Here is an 11465-nt window from a genome sequence, read left to right on the forward strand (position 1 = left end):
GCGCGGCGCCGTCGCCCCTCTCAGGACTCTGCCGGGTCGGCCGCCTCCGACGCCGCCCCGGCGGCACGCCGGCCGAGCTCGCCGGCAGCGACGATGAGCACGATCGGGATCACCAGTGCGGCCACCAGGGTCCGCACCATCGCGTCGGTGTCCAGGGACGCCGCGATGACCAGCGCGGCGGAGACGTTGCGCTGCGCCGTCGCGAGGCCGAGGAGCTGCCGGTCGGAGCCGCTGCGGCCGAGCCCCGCGAGCCACCCGACGGCCAGCCCGACCACGAGCACGGCCGCCGTGCCGACGAAGACCCACGAGCCGATCGACCCGAGCACGTCGCGCCAGGTGGCCAGCAGACCGGCCACGATCCCGATCGCCAGACCTGCCGACGACGCGTGGCGGAAACCGCCGACCATGCGATCGGCCGCCCCGCGGTACCGCGCTCGCACGACGAGCCCGGCCCCGAGGGGCACGAGCATGAAGAGGACCAGGGACGACGCGATGTCGCCCGCGGCGACCGTCGCGCCCTCGAGCAGCAACGGCACCACGAACGGTGCGTAGGCCACCGTGAGGACCATCAGCAGCACCATCACGCCCACCGCGGTCGCCGCGTCGGCCTTCGCGAGGCCGGCGAGGGTCGGCAGGAACGGCGCACCGGCGCAGCACCCGACGAGCACGACCGCCGCGGCGCTCGCGTCGTCCATCGGGACGAGTCGGGTCACCGCGAGCGCGGTCAGCGGGACGACCACGAAGTTGGCGACCAGGACCCCGACGACCAGCCGGCCGTCGGCGAGCGGACGAGCGATCGCGCCGACCGTCAGACCAAGGCCCATCGCGCCCATCCCGGCCACGACGAAGGTCAGGATGCCGACCTGGGTGATCGCGGCGAGCACGTCCGACATCGCATGCCTCCCTGCACGAGGGTGGTACTCAGCGCGCCCGACGGCTCCTGCCGCCGGGCGCGCCGGCGTGTCAGGCGAGTGCCTTGGCCTTGAGGGCGTCGAACTCGGCCTGGGTGATCGTGCCGGCGTCGAGCAGCTCCTTGGCCTTGGCGACCTGCTCGGCGGGGCTCGTCGTCGCGACCGAACGGATGTACTCGTCCTGCGCGGTCTTGACGGCAGCGGCCTGAGCCATCGAACGGTCGGCCATGCCGGAGCCACGGGCGATGAGGTAGACGATCGCGGTCAGCATCGGCAGGAAGATCAGGAAGATCATCCAGATCGCCTTGACCCAGCCCGAGGTCGCCTTGTCGCGGAACAGGTCGAACACGATCGTGAAGATCGCGAACAGGTAGGCCGTGAAGGCGAAGATCAGGAAGACGGCCCAGAACCATTCCCAGAACGTGCTCATCATCGAGTCCTCTCCGGTGGCGCCCCGGTCGTACGCCGCCGGGGCCCTCAGCCCGAACGTACTCGCATCACCCCAGCGCGACGGGACGTTCGCCGCAGCACTTCGCTGCGAGGCCGCCGGGGTCCCGGACGAGGCAGAGTGCGGTGCACGGCCCCGGGGCATCCGGCCCGTGGTAGACCGTCTGCCATGCGACCCGGCATCGACGCCGCCCGCCGAGCAGTCGGCGACGTCCACCTGCGCAAGGACGTGCCGGCAGGCCTCGTGCTCGGGGTCGAGAGCGTGCCGGACGGCCTGGCCGCGGGCCTGCTCGCCGGGGTCAACCCGGTCTTCGGCCTGTACGGGTACCTGTTCGGGACCCTGTTCGGTGCGCTCGCCACGAGCTCGGCCTTCATGGCCGTGCAGGCCACCGGCGCGATGGCCGTCGTGCTGTCCGACGTCGAGCAGGTCCAGGGCGACTCGCCACAGGCGGTGACGGCGCTCTTCACGCTCTCCTTCCTCACCGGTGTGGTGATGCTCGCCCTCGGCCTCGCACGGCTCGGCGGCGTCGTGCGCTGGGTGCCGAACGCGGTGGTGACCGGGTTCATCAACGCCGTGGCCGTGAACATCGTCCTCGGCCAGCTCGAGAACCTCACCGGCTACGGCTCGGACGCGTCGAACCGGGTCACGCGGGCGCTCGACACCGTGCTCAGCGCCGGGCAGCTGCACTGGCCCTCGGTGCTCCTCGGCGCGGTCACGATCGCACTCATCGTCGCCCTCGAGCGCACCCGCCTGGGCGCGCTCGGGATGGTCGTCGCGATCGTCGTCGCGTCCGTGCTCGTCGAGGTGCTCGGCATGGACCAGGTCGCCCAGCTGCGGGAGATCGCCGAGGTTCCCCGTGGGCTGCCATCTCCCCAGCTGCCGGACCTCGGCCTGGTCGGCGTGCTGCTCGTCCCGGCCGTGTCACTCGCGTTCGTCGGGCTCCTCCAAGGCGCCGCGATCAGCTCGTCGCTGCCGAACCCGGACGGCGAGTACCCGGACGCCTCCGGCGACTTCCGCGGGCAGGGCGTCGCCAACCTCGCCTGCGGCCTCTTCCAGGGCATGCCGGTCGGCGGGTCGATGTCGGCGACCTCGATCGTGACCGCGGCAGGCGCGCGGAGCAGGGTCGCCCTGCTGGTCGCGGCGGCCACGATGGCCGCCGCCGTCGTCGCGTTCTCCGGACTGGTCGGATACATCGCGATGCCGGCCCTGGCCGGGCTGCTCGTCGTGGTCGGTGTGCGCACGTTCAAGCCGGACAACGTGCGGATGGTGCTGCGCACCGGTCCGGTGCAGGCCACCGTCATGGTGACGACGTTCGTGCTGACCCTGGTGATCCCGCTGCAGTACGCGGTGCTCGCCGGCGTCGGGCTGTCGCTCGTCCTGCACGTGGTACGCCAGTCCAACCGGATCCGGGTGCGCCAGTGGCGCTTCGACCCGGACGGCACCGTCACCGAGCTGGATCCCCCGCGCGAGCTGGCACCTGGCTCGGTCGTCGTCCTGCGACCCTACGGCAGCCTGTTCTTCGCGGCCGTGGCGAGCTTCGAGGCGGCGCTGCCTGCCGTGACCGAGCAGTCGCGCAACGCTGTCGTCATCCTCACGATGCGGGGCAAGGAAGACCTCGGCAGCACGTTCATCAACGTGGTGCGCCGCTACGCCGCGCGCCTGCACGCGGTCGGCAGCACCCTGATGCTCGCCGGGGTCTCCGACCAGGTCGCCGCGCAGCTCGAGTCGACCGGGACCGCGGACGAGCTCGGCCGGGAGAACCTCTTCCGCGCGACGGACGCCGTGACGGCGTCCACCCGGCAGGCGCTCGAGGCAGCTGCCGGGTGGACGCGGCGGGAGCCCGAGGGTCCCGGCGACGACGTCAGTACGTGAAGACCGAGGTCTGCGACTGCAGCCTGGCCGCCATCTGAGCGAGCTCGCCGACGGCCACGCCGAGGTCCCCGAGGACCCGGGTCGAGTCCTGTGCGGCGTCGGCGACACCGGTGATGTTCGACGCGATCTCGCCCGAGCCGGTGGCGGCCTCCGCCACCGAGCGCGACATCTCGTTGGTGGTCGCGGTCTGCTCCTCGACGGCCGAGGCGATGGTCGCCTGGTAGCCGTTGATGTCGTCGATGATCGCGGAGATCCGGCCGATCGCGTCGACGGCCTCGGCGGTCTCGCCCTGGATCGCCTCGACGCGGCGGACGATGTCCTCGGTGGCCTTGGCGGTCTCCTGGGCGAGGTCCTTCACCTCACCTGCCACGACCGCGAAGCCCTTGCCGGCCTCGCCGGCGCGGGCGGCCTCGATCGTCGCGTTGAGCGCGAGGAGGTTGGTCTGCTCGGCGATCTGGGTGATCGACTTCACCACGTCGCCGATCTGCTTCGACGAGGCGCCGAGGCGGTCGATCGCCCCGGTGGTCGTGCGTGCCATGTCGACCGCACCGCCGGCCACCCGCGCGGCCTGGGACGCGTTCTGGGCGATCTCGCGGATCGACGCACCCATCTCCTCGGTGCCCGCAGCGACGCCCTGGATGCTCTGCGAGACCTGGGTCGCGGCCGACGACACCACCCCTGCCTGGGCGGACGTCTCTTCGGCGCCGGCGGCCACCTGCGACTGCGCGGCGGCGAGCTCCTCGGACGATGCGGCCACGGCCGTCGCGGTCTGGACCACCTCGGCCATCAGGCCGCGGAGCCGCTCGAGCGCCCCGCCGAGGGCGCGGGCCATCTCGCCGAGCTCGTCGTGCGAGCGGACGTCCGGGAGGACCGTGAGGTCGCCGGTGGCGAGCGCGTCGACCGAGCGCTTCACGGCCACCACCGAGCGGAGCACGCCCGCGGCGACCAGGAAACCGAGCACGAGCACGAGCAGGGCACCCGCCACGACGATCACGATCGTCAGGGTGATCGACCGGGCCGCGGTGGCATCCGCCTGGTGTGCCGCCTCGTCCATCAGCGCCACCACGTCGGCGTTGAGCTCGTCGAGGTGCGCGATGAGGTTGGCGCCCGCGTCGGCTGCGCCCCCGGTGCGGATCTGCGAGAACAGCTCGCGGTCATCGGCCACGGCGGCGTCGAGCATCTCGCCCTCGACCAGGACCTGGTACGAGTCGAACGCGTCAGTGAAGTCGGCCCACGCGGCCGGCTCGGTACCGATCTGCGCGGTGTAGGTGGCGACGAAGTCGGCGGCGGCCGCGTTCATGTCGTCGAACGCGGTGCGCACCGCGACGCCCGCCTCCTCCTTCTCGGACGGGAGGGCGGCGGCGGCCGCGTAGACGCGCATGCGCACGTTCCACATCGCACCGCTCAGGGCGTCGGCGGACAGACCGACCGTCTCCTGCAGGGTGGCCTGACGATCCGCCTCGTCCTTGACGCTGATCAGCTGCAGCGTCGCGAACGTGCCGATGCCGGCCAGCAGCACGGTGGCTGCCAGCCCGACGCCGAGGATCTTCATGCGGACCGAGCGGACGAGCGACCAACGACGGGCGGACGGCGCCGCGGCGGGTGCGCCCTCACCTGGGCGGGCACCGTTGCCGAGCAGACTGGGCATGTTCGACTCCTGGGGGTCAGGGAGACGCGGGGGGCGGCTCGCCTTGAGATCGACCCCGTACCTGCGCTCCCGAGACCTTCGTCCCCGCGATCACCCGATCGGCGGATTGCGGCAGTCTGCCCGCACTGATCACTTTCCCCCGGCCGCTCAGCCGAACAGCGGCTCCTTCTCGAGCTGGTACTCGGCGTCGCCGAACCCGAGCACGAGGTAGGCGATCGGGGTGAAGAAGACCAGCAGCAGGGTCATCCCGAAGCCCTTGCCGAACACCCGTGCCAGGTCGGCCAGGATGATCACGATGATCACGATGTCCAGGATCGGCACGAGCAGCAGCAGGAACCACCACATCGGCCGCTTGACGATCTTCAGCAGCCCGAAGGTCGCGAGGATCGGGATGATCGAGAGCCACCCGGGCTGCCCGGCCTTCTCGTAGAGCTTCCACCCCGCGACGAGGATGAAGACTCCCCACACGATCGCGAGGATGATCCACACCATCGCGCCGCCGCTGAGCTGGGCATCCGTGGTCGTGACGGCTTCGAAGGGACTCATGGGTGCCTCCCCGGTCGGTGGGTGCGCGTGAAGATCACGCGGCTGCGCCGACTGTAGCGAGGGCCCGCGGCCCGGCACCACGGTTCGCGCCGATGTCGCCGGGGGTGCTCATCGTCCGCCCGGCCGGGCGCGAGGGCCGGTGGCGACGCGACGCGCGCTCCGCTCGACGAGCAGCAGGCCGATCGCGATCGCCGCCATCTCCGACACCGGAAGGCCGCCGGGCTGGGGACCCATGCCGCGTGTGTCGGAGACACCCAACGACGCGAGGCCGCCGACCACGGCCACGAGACCCAGCCCCAGCACCGCGCCGGACACCGGCTCGCCCGGCACCGCGGCGACCGGCCGCTCGGCGCGACGGACGAGACCGACCATGCCGGCCAGGACGATCGCGAGCGCGAGGACCCAGAGCGGCCGCCACCACCACCACACCGCCGAGCCGGCACCGGGATCGGGCAGCACTCCGGTACGCACCAGGGCGTAGCCCACGACGACCACGGCGGACATGTGCCACAGGAACAGCGACAGCACGACGCCGTTCACGGCGATCACACCGGCCCACACGCGTTCGCGTGCCAGGACCGCGGTCGCAGGCCCGCGCAGCAGGAGCACGCCGCCGAGCTGAGCCGTCGCCAGCGCGAGCAGCGCGAGCGTCGGCGGCGCCGTGTTGCTCAGGTCCGGCGGGGTCGCCGCGCCGACCATCGCGACCCCGTAGGGCCCCGGTCCCACGAGCACCAGCGCCACGCCGAGGCCACCACCCAGCAGCGCCCAGGCCGCGGCGCGGGAGCGAGGCAGCGCACCGTGCCGCCAGGCCATGCCTGCCTGGTGCGCCGCCAGCCATGCGAGCAGGTAGCTCGCCGACGCCGGCCGGACGTCCGCGGTCGCCAGCCGCAGCACGTCGCCGACGGCGACGCCGGCGACCAGCACGACGACGACGCCGAGGCCCCAGCGGCGGTGCGCGCGCTCCGCCCACGGCGCGAGGCACACGACGACGAGGTAGACCACCAGGAACCACAGCGGTGTCGCAGCCGTCCACACGGCCGCGCGGACCGCGGCCTCGTCCCAGCCCGCAGCGGCACCGGCGACCCGCACGGCCGCGAGCACCGCGAGCAGCACGGCCGACGGCCGCAGCAGCCGCAGGGCACGCGAGCGGAGCCACGCGGCGGTGCCGACCCCGCGGCGTTCCGCCGACGCCAGCGACGCGGCGTTCGCATAGCCGCCCACCAGGAAGAACACCGGCATCACCTGGACCAGCCAGGTCAGCGGATGGGTCCACGGCGCGAGGTCCAGCAGGTTCTCGCCCACGAGCCGCGAGCCCACCTGCCGGGCCGACACGACGGTCCAGTGACCGAGGACGACGACGAGGATCGAGACCGCTCGCAACAGGTCCACGTAGCGCTCCCGGGCCGGCGGGGTCGCGGTGGCCAGGTCCCGGACGTGACCGCGCCGCTGCGGTCCGTCCGGATCCTCGCGCCGTGTCCCGGAGCCTGCCATCAGGTGTCACCTCGTACGCGCCGACGCTCACGTGGTCCTGCTGTCGACGGTACGCGCGCCACTCACCCGAACGGGTGCACCCCGTTGCCCGGAATGTCCGATTCGACCAGCATGGTCCTACGAGGGCCGTGGTCGGCGGCCCGGGACCGCCGGGGGACGCGTGCCCACACCACTCCTGAACCACGACATCGCCGAGGACCGCGACCGGGCGAGACGACGCCGCGTCTACCGGTGGGCGGCGGCCGTGATCGCCGTCGAGGTGTGGTTCGTCCTGGCCCCCCTGCTCGGCCTCTCGCCGTGGCCTACGCTGCCCCGGCTCGACCCGATGCTCGTCGTCGTCGTCATCTTCTTCGGCGGGATGCTGGCCCTCGCGGTCGGCACCCAGGTCCTCACCGGCCGGTCCCCGCACCTCACCTACCGACCCGAGCAGGTCGACGTCCGGCTCGACGACGTGATCGGCATCGACCCGATCCTCGAGGACGTCCGCCGGACGATCGACCTGTTCCAGGCGCACCGCAGGTTCGCGGACCAGATGGGTGGCACACCGCGGCGCGGCGTGCTGTTCGAAGGCCTGCCGGGGACCGGCAAGACCATGACTGCGAAGGCGATGGCGGCCGAGGCCGGTGTGCCGTTCCTGTTCGTCTCGGCGACGTCGTTCCAGTCGATGTACTACGGAGCGACCGCGAAGAAGATCCGGGCGTACTTCCAGGCCCTGCGGGACACCGCGCGCAAGGAAGGCGGCGCGATCGGCTTCATCGAGGAGATCGACGCCATCGCGATGCGCCGTGGTGGCCTGCTCTCGCCCTCGGTCGCGACCTCGAGCGCGGACGGCGCCGCCCGCACCGTGGTCAACCAGGTGATCAGCGAGGGAACCGGAGGCGTCGTCAACGAGCTGTTGGTCCAGATGCAGTCCTTCGACCAGCCGACCCGGTCCCAGCGCCTGGCCAACCGGTTCATCGCCGCGGTGAACCTCCTCCTGCCGGGCGACCGCCAGATCCCGCAGCAGCGGCCGACCCGCGCCCCGATCCTGCTGATCGCCGCCACGAACCGGGCCGACCACCTCGACCCCGCCCTGCTGCGGCCCGGACGGTTCGACCGGCGCCTCACGTTCCCCACCCCGGACGTGCACGGCCGGCGCGCGCTCGTCGACCACTTCCTCGCCAAGCGCGCCCACGACGCCGACCTCGACGAGCCACGTCTGCGCGAGCGCATCGCAGCGGCGACCAACGGCTGGACCCCGGTCATGGTCGAGCACCTGCTCGACGAGGCGCTGGTGAACGCGGTCCGGCGCGGCGCGTCCGGGATGAGCTACGCGGACGTCGAACGCGCACGGCTCACCGAGATGGTCGGCATCGGCGCTCCGGTCACCTACACCCGGCACGAGCAGGAGCTCATCGCGACCCACGAGGCCGGGCACACCGTCACCGCCTGGCTCGTCGCACCGAACCGCACGCTCGAGGTCGTGACCATCATCAAGCGAGGCGCCGCGCTCGGCCTGCTCGCACACTCGGACACCGACGAGATCTACACGCACACGTCGGCCGACCTGCGCGCCCTGGTGCAGATCGCGATGGGCGGGATGGTCGCGGAGGAGCTCTTCTTCGGCGACACGACGACCGGTCCGGCCAGCGACCTCGCCGCGGCCACCCGGACCGCGGTGCAGATGGTGGGCGCGGCCGGCATGACGGGCTCGCTCGTGTCGTTCATGGCCGGCGGCAAGGACCTGGTCGAGGCGACCCTCGCGGATCCCGCGGCGCGCGCCCAGGTCGAACGGGTCCTCGAGGACGCCCGCAAGCACGTCGTCTGGCTCCTGTCCCGCAACCGGCACCTGGTCGAGGCCCTGCGGGACGCGCTGCTCGAGCACCACGAGCTGGTCGGCGACCAGATCACCGACGTGCTGCTCGGGGCCAGTGGCGCGCGCCGTCGCGTCGACGGCCGGACCGACCTCGGGGCCGCAGCCCCGGTCGAGCCAGACGTGGCACGCCCCGCCTGAGCCGACGGCGCGCCGGGGCGTCTCCGCTCGGTGCGGAGCGCCCGGTCGGCGCCGTCCGCCGTGTTTTCGCCCGCCCGGGCCGTCACAAGGCGGCCCGGGCGGCTCTCCTCTCCACTGCCAGGGTCCGACGACGTACCCGCCGCGGCCCGGTTCCGGAGGCGATCGCCCCCGGACCTTCGAGAGGGGGACGCGATGCCCACCATCGAGACGTCACGCAGCCAGTTCCGCCGCCTGATCGCGGCCAACCCGAACCACTTCGGCACCTTCAGCGGTGCCGCCACCGTGACCGACCTCCTCCCGGTCGTCGAGCCGAAGAGCTCCGACACCGGGTACGAGGAGATCGGTTGCGTCGCGTACAGCCCCGAGCGGTCCCGCCTCGAGGCCACCGTCGTGGTCAAGCGCTCCTTCGGCTACGGCGGTGACCCGTGTCAGGACGGCTCGGTCGAGTGGGTCAGGTTCTTCGTCGACACCGGCAGCGGCTGGGTCGACGCCGGAGCGTCCGCCGCCCGGGTCTTCGACGTCCCCGACGGGACCGACTGCGCGGACCGTCCCGACCACCCCTACGTCGCCGTCGTCGGGGTCGACTGGGCCCCGGCCCGCCGGGTGTGCTCGCTTCCGCAGCTGCCGCGCGTGCGGGCCATCCTGTCCTGGGAGCACGAGCCCACGCCCGGCGACCCCAACTACGTCCCGGTCTGGGGCGAGGTCGCCGAGGACCACGTGCAGGTCGCGCCGCGTCGCTGGCTGGTCGCCGGTGACCTGGTGGACGTGCTGGCCCCCGCCCTCACGATCGACCCCGAGAAGCTCGCCCAGATCGTCGCGGGGCTCGACCTGCCCGTCCCGATCCCCGAGCCGGACCCGGTCGGTCCGGTGGCACTGAACCCCCAGCCGCTTCCGCCGGTCGCGACGGTCCCGCCGATCGCACTCGACCGCCTCGCCAGGATGTACGCACCGGAGAAGGTCAAGGCGCTCGCCGCGCGCGCGACCGACCGCAAGGTCGCCAAGCTCGCCGCCGAGCCCGTACCGCCGCACCGGTTCGCCGCGAGCCTGGCCGCCGACGCCGTCGCGCTGCCGTTGCCGCAGACCGCGGCGGCCGCGACCGCGGTGTCGGCCGCCGCCCTCGGCATCGACCTCGGCGACCTCGTCGCCACGCTCTCGGAGGGCAAGGGCAACACGACCTACGAGGAGCTCGAGTGCCTCGGGCTCGACGACGCGGCCAAGCAGCTCGTCGCGACGTTCCGGGTCAAGCGACCGACCGGGTTCTCCGGTCCGCCGTGCTCCGCGGGGTCCACCGAGTACGTCGCGTTCTGGGCGGACTTCGACGACGACTGCCGCTACCGGTACCTGGGCACGGTCAAGGTCTCCGCCCACGACTTCATCACGATGCCCGCGGGCGGGCTGTCCTATGCGGCGGTGCTCCCGGTCGACCTGGACGCCTACCGGCGCCTGTGCGAGGAGCCCGGTCTGCACCGCGTGCGCGCGGTCCTGTCCTGGAACTCCCCGCCGTCCACCACCGACCCCGACGCCGTCCCGCACTGGGGCAACCGGCTGGACACCCACGTGCACGTGCTCCCCGGCCACGGCTACGACGGCACGGCGCGGCTGACCATCGTCGGCGGCGTCGCGACCGACGAGATCGACCCGGTCACGGGCATCACGCGCCCCGTGGCGCACATCGCCTACAACGGCGCGGTGCTCGACCCGCGCGGCTGCCCGTTCGCCGGCCGGGTCACGGCGCACGGACCCACCGACCCGGCGCTGGCCGGCAGCACCTACCGCCTGCTGCGTCGGGACCTCACCACCGCGGGGCCGGCGATCCCGGTCGCCGAACCGTTCTACGTCGTCGACTCGACCGGCCACGGGAGCTGGCTGACCCCGCCGGCGAACGGGTGGATGTCCTGGCCGGTCTGGTCGGGAAACACGCTCGGCACGCTCGGGTACATGACCCCCGGCGGCGACGACCGGTGGGAGGTCATGCTCGAGCTGCAGGGAGCGGGCGTGGTGGACACCCAGGTGTTCCAGCTGGACAACACGCTCAACGCCGCGTCCACGGACCCCGCGAACGCCGCGCACCTCGCCGTCGACCCGGGTCAGCTCTCCGCCCAGGCGTGCGGGAAGTTCACCCAGGGCATGGCGATCCACGGGACGTTCGACGCGACCGACGCGTGGTTCGCACAGTGGTGGTTCGAGCTCCTGCCGACGTCCCTGCCGGTCGGCGCCCTGACGCCGTCCGCGTCCGGGACGACCCCGGCGCCGGTCGGGTCCACCTGGACGCTCGACACGTCCGCGCTGACGCCGTGCGGCTACGTGCTGCGCCTGCGCTCGAGCGACCGCGCGGTGATCAGCTCGACGCACACCGGCCGCTCCGTGGCGGTCGACGTGGGCTTCTGCATCGAGTGAGCCGAACCTGCCCGGCGGGCCCGAGGGGCTCGCCGGGCAGGGGGACCGGCAGGACCCGGTCACGGGCTCGTCACGACCGACCCCATGACCCGGACAGAGCCCGGACAAACGCACCGAACGTCCTGGTGGCGGGGCCCGCGGGGGGGCCGCCCCCGAGGG

At 72.9% G+C, this 11465-nt stretch carries 8 protein-coding genes; 3 read left to right on the forward strand and 5 right to left on the reverse strand.

Features of this window, described 5'->3' with window-relative positions:
* Nucleotides 1–20 precede the first annotated feature (20 nt).
* Nucleotides 21–893, reverse strand: a complete 873-nt coding sequence (locus OEB99_RS10640) for a bile acid:sodium symporter family protein (protein ID WP_263510027.1) — start codon at nucleotides 891–893, stop codon at nucleotides 21–23.
* Between the two features lie 70 nt (nucleotides 894–963).
* Nucleotides 964–1341, reverse strand: coding sequence for an SHOCT domain-containing protein (locus tag OEB99_RS10645; protein ID WP_263510028.1), 378 nt, complete (start codon nucleotides 1339–1341; stop codon nucleotides 964–966).
* 186 nt (nucleotides 1342–1527) lie between these two features.
* Here OEB99_RS10645 and OEB99_RS10650 point away from each other — a divergent pair, with 186 nt between their 5' ends.
* Nucleotides 1528–3231, forward strand: a complete 1704-nt coding sequence (locus OEB99_RS10650; RefSeq protein ID WP_263510029.1) for a SulP family inorganic anion transporter — start codon at nucleotides 1528–1530, stop codon at nucleotides 3229–3231.
* Here OEB99_RS10650 and OEB99_RS10655 read toward each other — a convergent pair.
* The 3 genes from OEB99_RS10655 to OEB99_RS10665 all read right to left on the reverse strand — a co-directional run bounded on the left by OEB99_RS10655 (nucleotide 3221) and on the right by OEB99_RS10665 (nucleotide 6916).
* The gene (locus OEB99_RS10655) at nucleotides 3221–4879 is read right to left on the reverse strand and encodes a methyl-accepting chemotaxis protein (protein ID WP_263510030.1); all 1659 of its coding nucleotides are present in this window, start codon (nucleotides 4877–4879) and stop codon (nucleotides 3221–3223) included. The genes OEB99_RS10650 and OEB99_RS10655 overlap by 11 nt on opposite strands.
* 147 nt (nucleotides 4880–5026) lie before the next feature.
* Nucleotides 5027–5425 carry a DUF5684 domain-containing protein gene (locus tag OEB99_RS10660; protein ID WP_263510031.1) on the reverse strand — a complete coding sequence of 133 codons (399 nt, stop codon included), beginning with the start codon at nucleotides 5423–5425 and terminating at the stop codon, nucleotides 5027–5029.
* Between the two features lie 108 nt (nucleotides 5426–5533).
* Nucleotides 5534–6916: an acyltransferase family protein gene (locus OEB99_RS10665; protein WP_263510032.1), complete on the reverse strand. Its 1383-nt coding sequence runs from the start codon at nucleotides 6914–6916 to the stop codon at nucleotides 5534–5536.
* Nucleotides 6917–7076: 160 nt separating this feature from the next.
* On the opposite strand from OEB99_RS10665, the gene OEB99_RS10670 reads away from it, so the two are divergent.
* Together OEB99_RS10670 and OEB99_RS10675 are read left to right on the forward strand one after the other, a co-directional pair.
* A complete protein-coding gene (locus OEB99_RS10670; RefSeq protein WP_263510033.1) occupies nucleotides 7077–8909 on the forward strand; it encodes an AAA family ATPase in 1833 nt (610 codons plus the stop codon).
* A gap of 192 nt (nucleotides 8910–9101) precedes the next feature.
* Nucleotides 9102–11306 (forward strand): hypothetical protein, encoded by a 2205-nt coding sequence (locus tag OEB99_RS10675; protein ID WP_263510034.1) that lies wholly within the window; start codon nucleotides 9102–9104, stop codon nucleotides 11304–11306.
* The last annotated feature ends 159 nt before the right edge of the window (nucleotides 11307–11465 follow it).

It is taken from the genome of Actinotalea endophytica (genome assembly GCF_025717005.1).
Taxonomy (GTDB): Bacteria; Actinomycetota; Actinomycetes; order Actinomycetales; family Cellulomonadaceae; genus Actinotalea.

What these genes read in the sequence shown, in the direction of transcription:
- OEB99_RS10640 (WP_263510027.1), bottom strand. Translation starts at nt 893, where the DNA reads ATGTCGGACGTGCTCGCCGCGATCACCCAGGTCGGCATCCTGACCTTC.
- OEB99_RS10645 (WP_263510028.1), bottom strand. Translation starts at nt 1,341, where the DNA reads ATGAGCACGTTCTGGGAATGGTTCTGGGCCGTCTTCCTGATCTTCGCC.
- OEB99_RS10675 (WP_263510034.1), top strand. Translation starts at nt 9,102, where the DNA reads ATGCCCACCATCGAGACGTCACGCAGCCAGTTCCGCCGCCTGATCGCG.
- OEB99_RS10655 (WP_263510030.1), bottom strand. Translation starts at nt 4,879, where the DNA reads ATGCCCAGTCTGCTCGGCAACGGTGCCCGCCCAGGTGAGGGCGCACCC.
- OEB99_RS10665 (WP_263510032.1), bottom strand. Translation starts at nt 6,916, where the DNA reads ATGGCAGGCTCCGGGACACGGCGCGAGGATCCGGACGGACCGCAGCGG.
- OEB99_RS10660 (WP_263510031.1), bottom strand. Translation starts at nt 5,425, where the DNA reads ATGAGTCCCTTCGAAGCCGTCACGACCACGGATGCCCAGCTCAGCGGC.
- OEB99_RS10650 (WP_263510029.1), top strand. Translation starts at nt 1,528, where the DNA reads ATGCGACCCGGCATCGACGCCGCCCGCCGAGCAGTCGGCGACGTCCAC.